This window comes from Lysobacter sp. F60174L2 (assembly GCF_052547135.1).
In genome coordinates, this window is sequence record NZ_JBQWRA010000004.1 from 69,026 (window position 1) to 86,940 (window position 17,915).

The 17,915-nt window shown below is 64.8% G+C and carries 10 protein-coding genes; 3 read left to right on the top strand and 7 right to left on the bottom strand.

Features of this window, described 5'->3' with window-relative positions:
* Positions 1 to 84 precede the first annotated feature (84 nt).
* Positions 85 to 1,167, top strand: coding sequence for a tetratricopeptide repeat protein (locus ACT9AS_RS12275; protein ID WP_445100439.1), 1,083 nt, complete (start codon positions 85 to 87; stop codon positions 1,165 to 1,167).
* Between the two features lie 102 nt (positions 1,168 to 1,269).
* Here ACT9AS_RS12275 and ACT9AS_RS12280 read toward each other — a convergent pair whose 3' ends face one another.
* Positions 1,270 to 4,254 (bottom strand): carboxypeptidase regulatory-like domain-containing protein, encoded by a 2,985-nt coding sequence (locus ACT9AS_RS12280; protein ID WP_445100440.1) that lies wholly within the window; start codon positions 4,252 to 4,254, stop codon positions 1,270 to 1,272.
* A 294-nt stretch (positions 4,255 to 4,548) separates the two neighbouring features.
* Here ACT9AS_RS12280 and ACT9AS_RS12285 point away from each other — a divergent pair, with 294 nt between their 5' ends.
* Positions 4,549 to 7,017: an acyl-CoA dehydrogenase gene (locus ACT9AS_RS12285; RefSeq protein WP_445100441.1), complete on the top strand. Its 2,469-nt coding sequence runs from the start codon at positions 4,549 to 4,551 to the stop codon at positions 7,015 to 7,017.
* Positions 7,018 to 7,275: 258 nt separating this feature from the next.
* Here ACT9AS_RS12285 and ACT9AS_RS12290 read toward each other — a convergent pair whose 3' ends face one another.
* The 4 genes from ACT9AS_RS12290 to ACT9AS_RS12305 all read right to left on the bottom strand — a co-directional run bounded on the left by ACT9AS_RS12290 (position 7,276) and on the right by ACT9AS_RS12305 (position 14,456).
* Positions 7,276 to 10,368, bottom strand: a complete 3,093-nt coding sequence (locus ACT9AS_RS12290) for a TonB-dependent receptor domain-containing protein (protein ID WP_445100442.1) — start codon at positions 10,366 to 10,368, stop codon at positions 7,276 to 7,278.
* A gap of 228 nt (positions 10,369 to 10,596) precedes the next feature.
* Positions 10,597 to 11,922, bottom strand: coding sequence for an MFS transporter (locus ACT9AS_RS12295; RefSeq protein ID WP_445100443.1), 1,326 nt, complete (start codon positions 11,920 to 11,922; stop codon positions 10,597 to 10,599).
* 18 nt (positions 11,923 to 11,940) lie between these two features.
* Positions 11,941 to 13,836: a M48 family metalloprotease gene (locus ACT9AS_RS12300; RefSeq protein WP_445100444.1), complete on the bottom strand. Its 1,896-nt coding sequence runs from the start codon at positions 13,834 to 13,836 to the stop codon at positions 11,941 to 11,943.
* 26 nt (positions 13,837 to 13,862) lie between these two features.
* A complete protein-coding gene (locus tag ACT9AS_RS12305) occupies positions 13,863 to 14,456 on the bottom strand; it encodes a LemA family protein (RefSeq protein WP_445100445.1) in 594 nt (197 codons plus the stop codon).
* A gap of 71 nt (positions 14,457 to 14,527) precedes the next feature.
* Here ACT9AS_RS12305 and ACT9AS_RS12310 point away from each other — a divergent pair, with 71 nt between their 5' ends.
* The gene (locus tag ACT9AS_RS12310; protein ID WP_445100446.1) at positions 14,528 to 15,934 is read left to right on the top strand and encodes a serine hydrolase; all 1,407 of its coding nucleotides are present in this window, start codon (positions 14,528 to 14,530) and stop codon (positions 15,932 to 15,934) included.
* A gap of 120 nt (positions 15,935 to 16,054) precedes the next feature.
* On the opposite strand, the gene ACT9AS_RS12315 is transcribed toward ACT9AS_RS12310, so the two are convergent.
* Together ACT9AS_RS12315 and gcvH are read right to left on the bottom strand one after the other, a co-directional pair.
* Positions 16,055 to 16,639 (bottom strand): hypothetical protein, encoded by a 585-nt coding sequence (locus ACT9AS_RS12315; protein ID WP_445100447.1) that lies wholly within the window; start codon positions 16,637 to 16,639, stop codon positions 16,055 to 16,057.
* Between the two features lie 795 nt (positions 16,640 to 17,434).
* The gene (gene gcvH, locus ACT9AS_RS12320; protein WP_445100448.1) at positions 17,435 to 17,830 is read right to left on the bottom strand and encodes a glycine cleavage system protein GcvH; all 396 of its coding nucleotides are present in this window, start codon (positions 17,828 to 17,830) and stop codon (positions 17,435 to 17,437) included.
* Positions 17,831 to 17,915 lie beyond the last annotated feature (85 nt).

Consider the following 17,915-nt stretch of genomic DNA (forward strand, 5'->3'; position numbering starts at 1 on the left):
GCACCATCCGCAGCACCCGCCCTGTCGCATACTGGCTCACCGCTCGATATCGTCGGGCGAACCGCCTCCACGATGGAGGGAAGCGTGATTCGGACTCTTCTGATCCTGCTGTTGGCCTGCTCCGGTAGCGTCCACGCCCAGCACGTGGTCCACCGGGCAACGCCCTCCCCGGCCGCCCAGGTGCGGATGGACACGGAAGTACCGGATGAACTCCGGCACGCCGTCGATGCGCTGGAGCTGGACCGCAGTGGAATTCCCAGGCTCGATCGGGTGCGGCGGCTGTTCGAGTTCATGGTCGCCGAAGACGGCCTGGCCTTGCGCTACCAGGAGCATCCCACCTACGGCGTCGCCGAGAGCTACGCGCGACGCAGGGTCAACTGCCTGTCCTTCACCATGATGTTCATCGCCCTGGCCCGCACGGCGGGCGTCGATGCCTATGCCCAGGCGTCGGAAGATGCGCTTGCGATGCGCATGACCGACAACACCCTTGTCCGGGCGAACCATGTCAAGGCCGGTATCGATATCGAAGGCGCGCAGTACACGGTCGACGTGGGCTGGCGCTCGGTGGTCGTCGAACGCCATCCGGAACGGATCTCCGATATCGCGCTGGTGGCCCAGTTGCACAACAACAACGCGGTGGAACGACTCGCGCAGGGAGACCATGCGCAAGCCACGGCCGAGATCGCAACAGCCATCGCGCTCGATCCTGCCAGCGCAACCATCTGGAGCAATGCCGGCGTGATCCACTGGCGTTCCGGGCGACATGACCCGGCGGAACAGGCCTACCTGCGGGCGCTCGAACTGGAACCCGACCACATCGCCGCGTTGGGCAACCTGGTGGGAATGTATCGCGCCACCGGTGCGACCCGACAGGCGGACAGATACGACGCGCGACTGCAGCGCGCGCAGGCATCGGATCCGTTCTCGCAGTTCCTGATGGCGCAGGAGTTCATGGCGCAGGGAGCGTACGAGGTGGCGGCCTCGCATTACCGGCGTGCCATTCGGCTGCTGCCGAACCAGCCGAAGTTCCACTACAGCCTCGCCGATGCCTATCGGAAACTCGGCAAGGACCGGGCGGCGCGGCGCACCCTCGACCACGCGCTGTCGCTGGAGCAGCGCAGGTATTCGCAGCGGAGCATTCCCGAAGCCGCGCCAGGCGCCGGCTGACAGCAGGATCACGCAGCCCGGGCCGCGGACCCACGGACGACCAAAAAAGATGCCGGCGCTTGCGCGCCGGCATCGGGTGGTAACGCTGGACCGAGGTCCTGCTCAGAACGAGTAGCGCACGCCCAGGTAGGCACGACGCGGTTCCACCCAGTCGTTGGCCTCGCCGAAGGCATATACGCCGTCGCCGCCGATCAGATCCTGTTCGGCCGTTGCCGACTGCTGGTCGAAGACATTGAAGATGTCGAGGAAGAACTCCAGCTGGCCGACCGGCAGCTCCCGGGTGTACTTGGCCCGGACGTCGAACGTGGAGTACGACGGCCCGGTCTCGCCACCCACCGCTCCCGGCAGGATCCAGGTGTCGGTCACCCCGCCGACTTCATACGGCGTACCGGTCATTTCCGGCAGGTGGCGGCCATACAACGAGTACGTGCGGCTGTACTTCGCGCCGCTGTTCCAGTTGAAGACGCCGCTCAACTCCAGTCCGAAGTCCATGAAGTAGGTACCGAACGCCTTGAACTGGTGCTCGATGTTGCCCGGCTGCGGGCCCCACTGGTTCGGCGCGCGCGGGTCGAGTGCGATCCAGTCACCCTGGAAGTCCGCGTTGCCATCCGAGTTGGAGTTGCCCTCGGCATCGTTGTAGGTATAGGAGAGCATGCCCTGCCAGTTGTTGCGCTTGTACTTCTGCAGGGTGACCTCGAGACCCTGGTACTTGCGCTCGCCACCCGCGAGCGTGCCGATCACGTAGTTGAACGGCGGTGCCGAGTCGTAACCGAAGTAAGAGTACGGCAGGTAGAAGTCCGAGTTCTGGTCGGCCTGGCCATTGGCGGTGTCGCCGCTGGGATTGGAATACAGCCCCAGGTCGTAGTCCTCGAAGATGTCCTTCGTCTCACGCTTGGTGTAGATCACCGACAGGTTCATGTCCTGGCCGAAGGTGGTGGCATAGCCAAGCACGAGTTCGTCCGTGTACGGGGTCTCGGTGGTCGGCGCGAAGATCGCGTCACCGGGACCGCGTGAGCGGAAGGTCAGCCAGCGGTCACCCAGGAAGATCTGCTCGTTGTACACAGGGCCCGCGCCGGCACCGGCGAAGTCGGTCATGTCGTTGCGGATCGGATCGTAGTAGCGGCCGACGAAGCCCCAGACCTTGCTACGACCATCGCCCATCAGGTCGTAGACCACGCTCAGGCGCGGCGCCAGTTCCCAGTCGAAGGTGAACACCTCCTGGCCGAAGGAGTCGAAGTGGCCCCACTCCTCGGCACGCACGCCCGCATTGATCGTCCACTGGTTCAGCGTCCAGGTGTCCTGCAGGTAGAACGTCTTGCCCTTGGTCGTCACCGTGTACGGTGCCGGGCCCGACTGCTGGATGCGGTAGTTGTTGACCTGGCCGGTCGGGTTGCCGTCGGTGCTCGTGAACTGGTAGGCACCCAGCTCTTCGGCGGAAATGCTGCCGTCACTGTCGGCATCCAGCAGCCCCAGGTAATAGGCACTGTCCTCGCTGGCGTTCATCGCAGTGATGATGCGGGCCGTGTCGCCGGCGACGATCGAGCGGGTTCCGGTCCAGCCCGCCCCGGTGAACTCGTCGAAGGTCGCACCGGCGTCCTCGGCCGCGATCGAGCGGTAAAGCGCGCTGTCGGCGCCGGTGTAGCGCGCGTCCTCGGTGTAGTCGTTGTCGCTCTGGGTATAGCCCATCTTGAAGGTATGGCTGCCCCACGTGGTGTCCAGCCAGTACTCCAGGCTCAGGCCGAACTCGTCGCGGTTGCGCCAGGTTTCGGTGTTGGTGCCGAAGCCGCCCTGCTGCAGGTCGGCGTTGGTCGGGTCACCACCGAAGTAGGCCACGTCGTTGCGTGTGTCGGGATTGGCGCCCAGCGTCGACAGCTGCGCCTCATGGCGATAGCCGTAGGTGTTGAGGCGCAGGTTGGCCCAGTCGTGGGTGTACTCGATCTTGTAGTTGTCGCCACCCTGCTCACGGGCGGTGTCGCGGTTGTTGATGACGGTGGCGTCGGTGGAACCGTCACGCTCGTAGGGGTCGTTGAAGAAGGTAGCCGTCAGCCGGTCATCGTCGGTGAGCTGCCAGGTGGTCTTGAAGAACGCCAGGTCCTGGTCGGTATTGACCGTGCGCAGTGCCTCGCCGGTCACCGGGTCGACGACCTCGTCTTCGCGGTTCTTGATCTGGTAGGAGCCGAAGAACCACAGCTTGTCCTTGACGATCGGGCCACCAAGGGTGACGGCGGTATCGAACGTGGAAAAGCCCGCCGACTCGCCGTGCTTGTCGTCGGCAACCAGGCTGTCGTTCTGCAGGTAGTAGTTGATCGAGCCGTGGAATTCGTCACTGCCCGACTTGGTGATCACCTTGGAGACCAGGCCGGCGCCACCCGCGTACTCGGCCGGGATGCCGCCGGTGAGCACCTGCTGCTCCTGGATGATCTCGGAGTTGAAGTTCGCACCGAAGGTGCCGGTCAGCGGATCGGTGACGTTCACGCCGTCCAGGTAATAGACATTGTCGGTCGACGACCCGATGTCGCCGCCGACGTCGGAATAGTTGACGCCCGACTTGGAGGACGGGTTGTTGTCTGCGCTTGGCTTCACGCCCGGAACCAGTTGGAGATAGCTCTGGTAGCTGCGGCCGGTCGGCAGCGATTCCACGATATCGAGGTTCAGCGTCGTGCCCACGGTTGCCGACGTGGTATCCACGGCTGCGAGCGAGGCGCCCGTCACGATCACCGTGTCCAGGGTGGTCGCGCCGAGGGCGTAACCCACGCTCAGGTTCTTGCCGCTGACCACGGCAACGTTGCCGGCGCTGTAGTTGTCGTAGCCGGAAGCGACCACTTCCACGGTGTAGTTCGTCGCCGGGTCCAGGCCGCTCAGGCGGACGCTGCCATCGGCTTCGGTCACGGCGGACTTGGCTACCAGGCTGTCCGGCGAACTCACCCTTACGGTGGCGCCCGCAACCGGCAGGCCGTCGTTACCGGTGATGGTGATGCGCAGGCCACCTGTTTCGGCCGCGATCGATGCACCGATGAAGCACATCCCCAGTGCTGCAGCGAGCGCATTGCGCTTGAGACTTCTGACGAACTGATTATTGGAAACCATCGTTTTGTACCCTCCCCGGGAACAGAAGTGACGAACAGGTGGCATACGGCTGAGGCCAAACTCCAGGACCAAATCTCCGTGTGCAGTCAAGGCCCGAATGGCATGACTGAACCGACTATAAATGTCAAAACAAACATTTAACAACTGTGCTAAGGGTGTTTCACGGCAGTGCCCCTCGCCCGGAGTATTTGACTTTGCGGCCCGAGACACCATACTTTTGCGTATGGTATGACCTGCGGACAACGCTCCGCCGACTACCCTTCTGTTCAAGCCGCTCACTGGAGTCCATTGATCATGAGCATCGCGCTTCCCTTCATCGTCTTCGTCCTGATCGGTGCTTTTGCCGCTTACCACCGCTTGCGGTTGGCGGTCTGGGCGGCGATCACCGCGGCTGGACTGGTCGCGTGCTGGTTGTTGGGCGCCAACGGCATTGCCACGCTCATCGCCGGGGTGGTCGCGGCGTTGATCGCGGTGCCGCTGCTTCTGCCGGCGATCCGCCTGCCGCTTGTCACCGCGCCACTGCTCGGCTTCTACACGAAAATCCTGCCGCCGCTGTCTGAGACCGAGCGGGTCGCGCTCGAGGCAGGCACGGTCGGTTTCGAGGGTGAACTGTTCTCGGGCAAGCCCGACTGGCAGGTCCTGCTGGACCAGCCGGCGCCGACGCTGACCGCGGAGGAACAGGCCTTCCTCGATGGTCCCTGCGAAGAGCTTTGCGCGATGACCAACGACTGGGACATCACCCATGTGCGCGCGGACCTGCCGCCGGAAGTGTGGCAGTTCATCAAGGACAACAAATTCTTCGGAATGATCGTACCGAAGGAGTACGGCGGCCTCGGCTTCAGCGCGCTGGCCAACCACAAGGTGATCCAGAAGCTGGCCTCGATGTCGTCGGTTGTCAGTTCCACCGTCGGCGTGCCCAACTCGCTGGGTCCGGCCGAGCTGCTGATGCACTACGGCACCCGGGAACAGAAGGACCACTACCTGCCGCGCCTGGCCGATGGCCGCGAGGTGCCCTGCTTCGCCCTCACTGGTCCGTGGGCCGGTTCGGATGCGACTTCGATCCCGGACTTCGGCATCGTCTGCATGGGCGACTGGAACGGCGCCAATGTCGTCGGCGTCAAGCTGACCTTCGACAAGCGTTACATCACCCTGGCACCGGTCGCGACGCTGATCGGAATGGCCTTCCGCATGTACGACCCGGACGGCATCCTTGGCGAGACCCGCGACATCGGCATCAGCCTCGCACTGTTGCCGCGCGACACCGCCGGCATTGATATCGGTCGCCGCCACTTCCCGCTCAACAGCCCGTTCCAGAACGGCCCGATCCACGGCCGCGAGGTGTTCATCCCGCTGAGCCAGCTGATCGGCGGCGAGGCGTATGCGGGCAAGGGCTGGCAGATGCTGGTCGAGTGCCTGTCGATCGGTCGCTCGATCACCCTGCCCTCCACCGCCAGCGGCGGCGCGAAGATCGCCGCGGTGGCGACGGGCGCCTACGCGCGCATCCGCAAGCAGTTCGGGTTGTCGATCGGCCGCTTCGAGGGCGTGCAGGAGGCGCTGGCGCGGATCGCCGGCAACGCCTACACCATCAGCGCGTTGTCGGAGGCCTCCGCCGCGGCGGTGACGCGCGGCGAGTTGCCGGCGGTGCCGTCGACGATCTCCAAGTACCACTGCACCGAGCTGGGCCGCCAGGTCGCGCAGGACGCGATGGACATCCACGGCGGCAAGGGCATCATTCTGGGGCCGAAAAACTACCTCGGCCGCGCGTGGCAGGCCTCGCCGATCGCGATCACGGTCGAGGGCGCCAACATCATGACCCGCTCGCTGATGATCTTCGGCCAGGGCGCGATCCTGTGCCATCCGTGGGTGCTCAAGGAGATGAAGGCGGCCACGCTGGAGGACGCGGGCGCGCGCCTGCGCGAGTTCGACCGCAACCTGTTCGGCCACATCGGTTTCGCGATTTCCAACGCGGTGCGCTCGCTGTGGTTCGGCCTGACCGGCGCGAAGTTCGGACAGGCGCCGGGCGATGCCTACACCCGCCGCTACTACCGCAAGCTCAACCGCTACTCGGCGGCGCTGGCGCTGTGCGCGGACACCTCGATGCTGCTGCTCGGCGGCAAGCTCAAGTTCAAGGAGTCGCTGTCCGGGCGCCTGGGCGACGTGCTCAGCCAGCTCTACATCACCAGCGCCCTGCTCAAGCGCTACGAGGACCAGGGCAGGCCGGAAACCGACCAACCGCTGCTGGCGTGGTCGTTCCACGATGCCGTGCACAGGATCGAGCTGGCGTTCTCGGGCGCGCTGCGCAACTTCCCGATCCGTCCGGTCGGCTGGCTGTTATGGGCGCTGATCTTCCCGTGGGGCCGCCGCGCGACGCCGCCGAGCGATCGCCTCGGCCACCGTGCCGCGTCGCTGCTGATGTCGCCGAACGAAGCCCGCGACCGCCTCGCCACCGGCGTCTACACCGCGCCGACCGCCAACAACCCGGCCGGCCGCATCAACAGCTATCTGCAGGCGGTGATCCTCGCCGAGCCGGTCGAACGCAAGTTCCTGAAGGCGCTCAAGAGCAGCGACATCGAATCGCTGACCTTCGTCGAACAGCTCGACGAAGGCGTGCGCGAGGGCTGGATCACGGCCGACGAGCGCCAGCAACTGGAGGCGCTGCGCGAGATGACCGTCGATGCGATCAGCGTGGACGACTTCGACACCGAAGAGTTGCGCTCTGCCGGCTACAAGCGCGAGCAAGAGGACAAACGCGCAGTGGCGTAATCCGCCATCCGCAGGTCCCCAGCGGCATCAGCAGTTGACGAAGATCGAATCGCAAAGGCTGATGCGAAACCGTAGCCGGTAGGCACATGTACCGCAGGTGCCGAGAGCGGGGAGGGTCAGCTGGCCATTGCCCAGGCACCGCCGTCCGGGGTCCTGCTACGGCTTCTCCAGCACAATCGCGCCGATCAAAAAACCGGCCTTCTTGCGAAGGCCGGTTCTTTTTTCTCCGCTGCTTTTCGGTCGAAACCGAAACGCGTGTTACCAGTCGTACGAGGCGGTAAACATCACGTAGCGCGGGGTCTGCGTCGAGATCGGCCTCAGATAGGAATTGTTGACCGTGTACGGGCCATCTTCCGAGGTGACATCGACCTGCAGGGTCTCCTGAGCGTTCAACACGTTGAACACCTGCATGCCAAGGGCAAGCTTCTGGTCCGCCCACATCGGACGGTAGGTGATGCCCAGATCAAGTTTGCGCGTCCACGGGGTCCGCACCTTGCCCGGAGTTGCGACCTCACCGAAGCAGGTGTGGTAGCTGGCGCCGTAGCCGATGGGATCCGCGGCCGTCGAACCTTCGTCGATGCTGCCATCCGGGTTGAAGTAACCCAGGCAGCTGATCGGCATGCCCGAATTGATCCGCAGGTTTCCGCCGACCGCCCATTCATCGTTGAAGTGGTAGCTGCCCCGCATCTTCAGCTGGTGGCGACGGTCGTTGGCAAGATAGCCCATCGCGTACTGCATCATCTGCCACGCGTCCCAATCCTGGGTCTTGGAGATGTTGTCCTGGCCGAACTCCGACTTCACCTGGCCCTCGTTGTTACCCTCGAGCTTGCTGTAGGTGTAGTCGATGCGGGCTTCCCATGTGCCATCGAACGGACGCTCGAAGTAGATATCGAGTCCGTTGTAGTCACGCTTCAGACCATCGGTGAACCCCCAGTCCGACGAACTCATGACCACCTCGGAGCGCTCGCCGGTGTAGTTTCCGTCGGCATCCACGTTGGCGAAACTGAAGGTGTTGCTGCCACCGGGGTTGAACATGTAGCAGTAGTTGACTTCGACCCGACCAAGCTCCGGGCTGGTAGCCAGGAACTTGCCATCCTTGGACCCATCGACCGTGAGGTTGTTCACGTCCATCAGGGTGTACGGGTCGCAGATGTCGTCGACCGAGGACTTCAGGCTGCGGTGGGTCAACTTCATACCCAGCATCCAGTCGGGCGTCAGCTGCTTCTCGAAGCCCAGGATGTACTCGTCCTGGTACAGGTTCTTCAGATCGCTCGGAGCGAAGGCGAGAACGTCGACGGGAGCACCGGTCTCGCCGTTGGAAGACACCGGACCCGGGGCAGGACCACCATCCGCGCCACCGATCGGCGTCAGACCGGTCGGGCTACCGTCCGGAGCGATACCGGTGTAGGTGTAGTATTCACGGGTATACGTGGAGGCGGAAGCACCACGGATCGCCACGTTGTTCGGCAGTGCCAGGAAGTAGCGACCGGCGTTGCCGAAGACTTTCAGGGAAGAATCACCGTTCACGTCCCAGGAGAAGCCGAGCCGCGGCGCCCACTGGTCATCGGATTCCATATACGCTTCACCAACGTTGTTCATGTTGGTGAATTGGTCGTTGCGAATGCCGATCGACAGCAACAGGTTGTCGGTGGCTTGCCAACGATCCTGGAGATACCACGCCTTCTGCTCCAGGGACATGCTGGTCGAGGTGAAGTACTTGTAGTCCTGGACGTAGTAACCATCGCCGCCCGGGGCGCCGACGTTGAGGGCCTCGTTGATGTTCGCGTTGGGATCGCCGGCGGTGTAGATCCAGACCGGCGCGACCTGTGCATCGCCTTCGTTCTTGGCTTCGAACTTGATGTTGTCGATGCCGACCGTGAAGGTGTGGTCGTTCCAGTAGTACTCGAGGTCGGCACGCAGACCGTCGGTGGTGTCACGTGCATCCTTACCCGCGTAATCACTCTGCTGGTTCGGGATAGGCGTCCCGCCGGTAATCGACGGATCCTGGTTGACCGCTCCCGAGACGAACGGAACACCCGGAGCAATGGCCGGATTGATCTGCGTGTTGCTGAACTCGCTATGGCCGTAGGTGGCACTGAAGGTCAGGTTGTCTGTCAGATAGCCGGTGTACTTGCCGATGAAGTACTCGCTGTCCTGCTCCACCGGAGTTGGCACGATGTCCAACCTGTCGCCCACGGTGTGGGTGGCGAAATCGTACTCGTAGATCGAACCACTCGACTCGTACCTCTCGGTCATGTAGGTGAGTTCGACGAAGTGGTTGTTGGTGATGTTCCAGTCGATCTTGGCATAGGCCTTTGGATCGTCCCGGGTGACATCGGTGTACTGCACGCCACCGCGGGTTGGAGCGGTGGAGATGTCGGTGGTGTCAGCCTCGGCGGACACGAAGAAGAACAACCGGTCCTTGATCAGCGGACCACCGACGTACGCGCTGTAGGTACTGCTGGAAGTCTCTTCGTTACGACCGGTGCTGTACTGCAAGCCGGCAATTTCCGGTGCCGAGTATTCGTAGCCAGCGGGCAGGTCCAGATCGGGATAGTAAATGTCCCTCTGTTCGGCCCGCAGCTTTGCCGGCTCGAACACCACTTGTCCACCGAACTCCCAGTCGTTGGTACCACGCTTACCGATCTGGCTGATCACGCCGCCGGCAGAACGACCGTACTTGGCTGCGTAACCGCCGATGTAGGTCTCCTGCTGCGCGATCGCGCCGTACGGCAGCGTGAAGCCGCCCAGGTTCGACAGCGGTTCACCGGTGAAATACCCGTTGACGTAGTAGGCGTTCTCCGAGATGCCGGCGCCACCAAACGAGACCAGACCACCGAAATAGCCGCCTGCGCCGGTGACGGCACCCGGTGCCAGCAGCGCGATGGCTTCTGCGTCATGGGCGATCGGCAAGCGCTCGAGTTGCTGAGCGGTCATGACGCTGCGGGCATCGGTCGCAGTGGTATCGATCTGCGGAACGCTGGATCCCGTGACGGTGACGGTACCCAGGGTCGTGGCGTCACCGCCGCTGATGAACGATACGTCAGCACCGCTGCCGGCGAGAACCGTGATGTTGCGGGTTCCGGCAGTCGTGCCGTTTCGACTCAAGGTGACGGTGTAGCTGCCGACGGGCAGCGAGCCGATGTTGTATTCGCCATCGGCGCCAACGGCGACTGTACGGCTCAGGCCGCTATTGTTGGCCACGACGATGGTGGCGTTTTCGCCATCGGAAACCGTGCCGTAGATGCTGCCTTGGGTGCTTTGCGCCTGAACGCCGCCGACAAAGCACAGACCGAGCGCCACGGTCAGCGCCTTTCGCTTCAAGCCTTTCGCAAGATAATTGGAAGCCATTTAAAGGTGAACCCCCCATTGGAGAAGTTGAGCTAGGAAAAATCCCTCAGGCCAAGCCTTAATACAGGCTGACCCCTCGACTATAGCCGGATAAATAAATCCTTAACAACCCAACAACACACAATTGACATAAATTGCTGATAGCTGCGGACGATCGTGGTCACACGGGCGGCCTGCCCCTTGTTGCGCGACTGGTTGGCCCCACCCGAAAGCTGGCGTGTTGCGTACTCATTCATCCGGCAGCTCGCGCTGCGACCGGATCACGCTGCAGGCGGAGGCCGTCATCGCCGCCGCGACCGCGACACCGGTGGCGAATACCATCGTCGAGCCGAGCAACGCCACCGCCTTGTGCAGCCAGACGAAGGTGAGGTCGGCGCCGCGGTAGACCACCGTGTCGATCACCGCCTTGGCCTTGTAGCGCGATTCGCGGTCGACCCGGGTGTAAAGGGTTTCGCGTCCGGGCTTGCCCAACGAGAATTCGCCGGCCCGCGTCACCACCTGCACGATCGCCACCAGCATCGGCAACGGCGACGCCGTCAGCAGGCAGTAGCCCAGCAGGATCGCCAGCGCCGGCACCAGCAGCACGGGCCCGATCCCGTAGCGGCGCAGCAGCCAGCGCGTCAGCAACAACTGGACCAGCAGGGTCACCGCGTTCACCGCCCAGTCGATCATCGCGTAATAGCGGGTCGCGGCCTCCGCGCCCGGATAGAACTGGCGCACGATCGCGGCCTGCTCGTTGTACAGCAGCGTGCCGACACCGACGCCGAAGAACAGCAGCGCCGCCAGCGCCCGAAGCAGCGGACGCTGCCACACCAGCCGGACGCCGGCCCACACCGAACCGCCCATCGCGTCCTCGCCGGTGGCATCGCCATGCAGCCGTTCGCGGCGCAACGCCCACGGCCGCAACTTGATGATGCACAGCAGGCATACCGCCAAGAATCCGGCCGACACCAGCAGCAGGTTGGCGACGCCGAGCGGCCCGACCAGCAGCCGGGTGATACCGGGGCCGACCAGCGCGCCCAGGGTCCCGCCGGCGCCGATGTAGCCGTACAGCTTCTTGGCGTGTTCGTTGTCGAACACGTCGGCCATGAAACTCCAGAACACGGTCACCGCGAACATGTTGAACACCGCGGTCCAGATGTAGAACGCCGCGCCGCGCCCGGATATCCGGCTGTCGAACAACCAGTGGAAACCGATCAGACAGGCGATGAACACCAGGTACACGACCGGCAGGAACACCCGTCGCGGGAACCTCGACACCAGCGCGCCGTACACCGGCTGCAACGCCACCATCGCAACGAAAACCACGCTGAAAAGAACCTGTAGGTTGTAGTCACCGAGCGCAATCCCGGCGCCGCTGGCCCAGTCGACCAGCCAGCGCGGAAACACCGCGGCGACGTCGCCTGAAGCGCCCATCGCATCGCGTACCGGTCGCAGCACGTAATAGCCGCACAGCAGGCTGAAGAAGTACAGCAGCGACCACCAAAGCGGCGGCGATTCCGCGAGGGCATCGCGGAAGGCGCCGAGTCGGGCAACGGGCCGGTTCGTGGTCATCGATCTGGCTTGTACGCCTCAAGCCTGGTCCAGCACCGGAGGCAACGGGCAATGCAGTACGCCACAGATCGTCCGCAGCAGTTCGGCTTCGGCCACGTTGATGCGGCCGTCGTGGCTGACGGCGGCGGTCACCGCCTCCACCAGCAGCTGCTTGGCCAGTGGCCCGAGCGAATCAAGTGGCGTCCACACGTCCTCCAGCGCCAGCGGTGCACTCCCCGGCGACCGGAAGGGGATGTGCTCATCCGGCAGGATCCGCTGCATGCCAACGAGGTAGGCGTGCTGCGCGCCCCTCGCATCGGCGTGGCCGGCCTCGGCGACCACGGCGAGCAGGGTCGATATTTCCTTCCGCAACTCCACCGGCTTGCGCCGCCCGAAAGCGACGTAGCGGGACGGGTCCAGCGACTCGCGCAACTGCACCGTCAACAACCGGCTCAGGCAGTACTCGAACAGCGAGACCTCGTCGTCCGCAAGCACCACCGCGTTGACCGCATCGAGGAAAGTCTCCAGTTGCGGTCGCGGCCGCCGCCGGACCACCGGGAAGGCCAGCGCGACCAGCGGCAGGCGCAGCATCGGGTGCAGGTCGACCAGGTGCTGCTCGCGCAGGTGCGCCGCCTCGATCGCGGTGGCCTTGCCCATGCGCGCACCGATCTCGAATGCCTGGCGTGCGGCGATGTCCTCGCGCGCGTCGAGCAGCAGGCCGAGCAGCAACGGCACCACGCGTTCGCGGTCGACGACCAGCGCACGCAGTTCGCCGGTCAGCTTGTCCGCGATCGCGTCGGCGCGGCGATAATCGTCGTTGCCGGGGTTGCCCACCTGGGTGGCCACCATCGCGCCGGTGACCGCATGCTCGGACCGCGCCGGCGGCAACGCGCCAGGCTGGTGAAGGCCCAGGTGCAGGTCCTCGTGCAGGCCATTCGGCGGGGCCTGCAGCCAGCCCCGCGACAGCGCGCCGAGCTGCTCGGCGCGGAATCCCGGTTCCAGCGCCTGGATGCGTTCGACCAGCGGCGGGTGGGTCGCCAGCCAGCTGCCGAACAGGCCGTCGAAACCCAGGCCTTCGCCAAACAGCATGTGGCTGACTTCCTCCGCGTTCCCGGCCGAGGCCAGCCGCGAGCCATCGGGCAGGCCGCCGATCTTCTTCAGCGCCCCGGCCAGTCCCGCGCTCTGGCGAGTGAACTGCACCGCGCTGGCATCGGCCAGGCGTTCGCGGTTGCGGCTCACCCCGGCCTTGATCAGTCGCGCGCAGAACAGCCCGACCGAGCCGACCACGAGCGCGACCACCGCTCCGAATACCACTACGCCAAGGCTCCGGCCACGTCGCCCGCCGACCGAGAACTCCAGCACCTTGCGCCCCGCGATCGCGATCATGGCGATGCCGAACAGCACCCCGACCAGCCGCAGGTTGAGTCGCATGTCGCCGTTGAGGATGTGGCTGAATTCGTGCGCGATGACGCCCTGCAACTCGTCGCGGTTGAGCCGGTCCAGCGCGCCGCGCGTCACCGCCACCACCGCATCGGATGGCGAGTAGCCGGCGGCGAACGCATTGATCGCCGACTCGTGTTCCAGCACGTAGATCTTCGGGACCGGCACGCCGGACGCGATCGCGATCTCTTCGACCACGTTGCGCAGGCGGCGCAGGTCGAGATCACCGCCATCGTCGAGCAGCAACTCGCCACCCAGTTGCATCGCGATCGAATCGCCGCCGTCGCCAAGGCTGGCCAGCCGGTACAACGAGCCCAGCCCGATCACCGCCAGCGTCGCCAGCGTCACCGCCAGCAGCGCGCCGGTGCTGCCGCCACTCAGCAGCCACACCACCGCGTCGACCGCCACCACGATCGCGACCACCGCCAGGCCGAACAGCAACACCAGCCGCGACGAACTGCGCCGCGCCGCGGCCTGGCGTTCGAAGAAATTCATCGGCGGCTATCGACGCGGCGAACGGGTCAGAACTTCACCTGCGGCGCCTGCCGCATCTGCGCCTGGTCCGCGGGGATGGTGACCATCGCGGCAGGCGCGAAACCGAAGTTGCCGGCCACCAGGCTGGAGGGGAACACCTCGCGCTTGTTGTTGTAGGCCATCACCGCGTCGTTGTACGCCTGCCGCGCGAACGCCACCTTGTTCTCGGTGCTGGTCAACTCCTCGGTGAGCTGCATCATGGTCTGGTTGGCCTTGAGGTCCGGATAGGCCTCGGCAACCAGCAGCAAACGACCCAGCGCGCCTTCCAACTGGCGCTCGCCGGATTCGAGCTGGGCCATCGCGCCCGGTTCGCCGGGATGACCCTTGGCCGCCGACAGCCCCGACACCGCCGCGGCGCGCGCGGAGATGACCGCTTCGAGGGTCTCGCGTTCATGGCCGAGATAGCCCTTGGCGGTCTCGACCAGGTTGGGGATCAGCTCGAACCGGCGCTGCAACTGCACGTCGATCTGCGCAAACGCATTGCGGAAGGCGTTGCGAGCGCGCACCAGACCGTTGTAAAGGCCGACGCCCCAGAAAATGAACAGGAGAACTAAACCCAATAGAATCAGGAAGCTGAACATGGTTCCTCGCAAACTCCTGAAAAACGGCGTTACTATCGTGTGAACTCCAGCATACGCAGGCGCTGCGACCGATGAAAGACACCGCGACCCGGCTTCCTCGTCTTGGTGGGCGCCTTGCTGCACTGGCGGTGCTGCTTACCCTGACCCTCGGCACCACCGCGCAGACTCCGCTCGACCAGGACGCGCCCGCATCGCTCGCGAGCGCGGCGGTCCCCGCGTCCGCGCACACCGTCGACAGCGTCCCGCCGACGGCTGACGTGCAGGCGCGCGATGCGCGGCCGCCCGCCCCGCCGCTGCCCAGCGGTTTCGACGTGGAAATGTTCGAGGCGATGGCACGGACGATCGTCGCCGACCAGCGCGTGCCCGGGCTCTCGATGGCGATCGTGCATGACGGCAAGGTGCTGAGTGCGCGTGGCTACGGCATCACCGACGTCAGCGATGCCGAGCCGGTGGATGCGCACACGGTGTTCCGCCTGGCCTCGCTGTCGAAGGCGTTCGCCAGCGCCACCGCGGGGCTGCTGGTCAACGACGGCACCCTGCGCTGGGACAGCAGGCTGACCGACTACATGCCCAACTTCCAGTTGAGCCAGCCCGGCGCGGCCAGCCACATCACCGTCGCCGACCTGTTGAGCCACCGGGTCGGCCTGCCGCACAACGCCTACGACCGCAGCCTCGAACGCTACGTCGACTACCACACCCTGACCCGCAAGCTTGCCGACGTGCCGCTCAAGTGCCCGGTGGGCACCTGCTATGCGTACCAGAACGTCGCCTTCAGCCTGATCGGCGACATCGTGTTCGCGGCGACCGGCGATTTCTACGCGCAGGAGGTCCAGCAACGTCTGCTCAAGCCGCTGGGCATGAACGACGCCAGCCTCGGACTGGAAGGCATCGAGTCCAGCGCGCGCTGGGCCAAGCCGCACGTGCGTGGCCGCGGTGGCTGGGTGTCGGTGATGCCCAAGCCGACCTATTACGAAGTCGCCCCCGCCGCCGGCGTCAATGCCAGCGCCAGCGACATGGCGCAGTGGCTGATCGCGCAGACCGGGCATCGCACCGACGTGATCCCGGCGCCGCTGCTCGCGACCCTGCACGAGCCGCTGGTCGACACGCCCTACCAGGCGCGCAGCTCGGCCTGGCGCCGCGCCCGGCTCGACTCGGCCGGCTACGCGCTGGGCTGGCGGGTCTACGACTACTCCGGCCACCGGCTGGTCTATCACGCAGGCGCCGTGCAGGGCTATCGCACGATGATCGCGACCCTGCCCGATCGCGACCTCGGCATTGCGGTGATGTGGAACGGCGAAAGCTCGCTGCCGTCCGGCCTGATGCCGACCATGATCGATCGCGCGCTGGGCATTCCGTCCGAACTCACGGCCTGGGTGGATATCGACATCGACCAGTCGGCGACCTACTACGCCGGCAACGAGAACGACGACACCCCGCCCGGCAGCAATGCCGCCAGCGCCACCGCCGCGCCACGGTAATTCTCCCGGGCGGCGGCGACGTCATGCCGCCGCGCGCGCCGCCCTGATCGCCACATAAAAAAACTCTCCCCCGCCTGGGCCGCGGGAGAGAGTCATGTGCGTGTTGCGGTACCGGGTGGCTCAGATCATCGGCGCCGGGGTCACCGGCATCGCGGTCGGGGCCTGCTTCTTGGCAGCGCGACGGGCCGGCTTCTTCGCGACCTTCTTGGCCGCCGGCTTCTTCGCTGCCGCCTTCTTGGTGGCCGGCTTCTTCACCGCGGTCTTCGCGGTCTTCTTGGCGGCCGGCTTCTTCTTGGCTACCTTCTTCGCGGCCTTCTTGGCCGCAGGCTTCTTGGTGGCCTTCTTCGCGGTCTTCTTGGCGGCCGACTTGCGGACCGTCTTCTTGGCGGCCTTCTTCGCGGTCTTCTTTGCAGCAGACTTGCGGACGGTCTTCTTGGCCGCCTTCTTCGCCGTCTTCTTGGTGGCCTTCTTCGCAGTCTTCTTCACCGCCTTCTTCGCCGTGGCCTTCTTGGCGGTCTTCTTCACTGCCTTCTTGGCGGTCTTCTTCGCCGCCGGCTTCTTCACGGCCTTCTTGGCCGCGGACTTGCGGACGGTCTTCTTGGCAGTTGCCTTCTTGGCGACCTTCTTCGCTGCCGGTTTACGGGCGACCTTCTTCGCTGCCTTCTTGGCGGCGGGCTTTTTCTTCGCAGCTTTCTTCGTGGCCATTTGATGGCTCCTCGTCAGTGGTCTATCGGGGTTTACAGCCCAGTACCAAGCAATGCCACGGGGAAGCCCCCGCGACCAACCGCCGGCGCGACTCGCCCCGGAACGGATCCTGCGCAGCCGATGCCGGCGGCGGACAAACAAAAACCCGACTCGCGATCAACGAACCGGGTTGCCTGCATCGACCTGCCCGCAACAACGTGAAGCATTCCGCCGGGGAAAGAAATTCCGCGTCCACCATTTCGACCGTCAAGGTGGAGGTCCGGGTTTGCGCCACACGTTGTCGCTTCGATTTTTCTCACTCGCTTCTGCAGTCCGCGTCTGCTGGGCGAAACGTAATCACGGTTTTTCATAGTGTCAACAAGTGCACGCGATTTTTTTGCGGCGGTCGCGGGCCGTGCGACACCGGTGAGGTAGCGCGCGAACACGCCTGCATGCCCACGGCAGCGACGCACATCCATCGACGCAAAACGCACGCATCGCTGAAAGCCAATAGCTGCAAGGCTTGCAACGCACGCGAACGAATCGACCTGCACGCGGGCGAGTCGTTGCACCGGAACAGGCGCAGAAACGAAGTGGTGAATATTTCACCACTCCCGACACATGCTCAAGACTGAAGGGACGCATGCTCTATCGCATCGCACAAAGCGATATGCGCCGGTTTTGCGCGAAGCTCGCGGCGTCTTCCGATGCCGACGGCGAACGACCGCGCACACCGCGGGCAACAAAAAACCCGCGCCGTCGCCGACGCGGGTTGGTTGCCTGCGAAGCCCGACGGCTTCCGGCGTTGTCGCGGTGTCAGTGGTCGTCGTCCTCGAGCAACTCGGCGTAGGCGTCGGGGTCGAGCAGCTCGTTGAGTTGCTCCGGCTCCTCGATCTCCAGGGTGAAGATCCAGCCGTCGCCGTAGGCGTCCTCGTTGATCGTCTCGGGCTTGTCGTTGAGCGCGGTGTTGACCTCGACCACGGTGCCGGTAACCGGCGCGTAGATGTCGGAAGCGGCCTTGACCGATTCGACCACCGCGCAGGCGTTGCCGGCCTCGATGCGATCGCCGACGTTCGGCAGCTCGACATAGACCAGGTCGCCGAGCAGGCCCTGGGCGTGGTCGGAGATGCCCACGGTGACCTTGCCGTCGCCGTCGACGCGGGTCCATTCATGGGACTTCAGGAACTTCAGGTCGCCGGGGATCTCACTCATGGGGGTGCTCCGCTGCTACGGGTGGTGGGTGGAAGGGCAATAGTTTAACCACGGGAGCGCGGCCGGTGCGCGGCTCCCGGAGCGG

Excerpts from the sequence above, each read along its gene's own strand:
- ACT9AS_RS12295 (WP_445100443.1), bottom strand. The coding sequence starts at position 11,922 with ATGACCACGAACCGGCCCGTTGCCCGACTCGGCGCCTTCCGCGATGCC.
- gcvH (WP_445100448.1), bottom strand. The coding sequence starts at position 17,830 with ATGAGTGAGATCCCCGGCGACCTGAAGTTCCTGAAGTCCCATGAATGG.
- ACT9AS_RS12285 (WP_445100441.1), top strand. The coding sequence starts at position 4,549 with ATGAGCATCGCGCTTCCCTTCATCGTCTTCGTCCTGATCGGTGCTTTT.
- ACT9AS_RS12280 (WP_445100440.1), bottom strand. The coding sequence starts at position 4,254 with ATGGTTTCCAATAATCAGTTCGTCAGAAGTCTCAAGCGCAATGCGCTC.
- ACT9AS_RS12315 (WP_445100447.1), bottom strand. The coding sequence starts at position 16,639 with ATGGCCACGAAGAAAGCTGCGAAGAAAAAGCCCGCCGCCAAGAAGGCA.
- ACT9AS_RS12305 (WP_445100445.1), bottom strand. The coding sequence starts at position 14,456 with ATGTTCAGCTTCCTGATTCTATTGGGTTTAGTTCTCCTGTTCATTTTC.
- ACT9AS_RS12300 (WP_445100444.1), bottom strand. The coding sequence starts at position 13,836 with ATGAATTTCTTCGAACGCCAGGCCGCGGCGCGGCGCAGTTCGTCGCGG.
- ACT9AS_RS12310 (WP_445100446.1), top strand. The coding sequence starts at position 14,528 with ATGAAAGACACCGCGACCCGGCTTCCTCGTCTTGGTGGGCGCCTTGCT.
- ACT9AS_RS12290 (WP_445100442.1), bottom strand. The coding sequence starts at position 10,368 with ATGGCTTCCAATTATCTTGCGAAAGGCTTGAAGCGAAAGGCGCTGACC.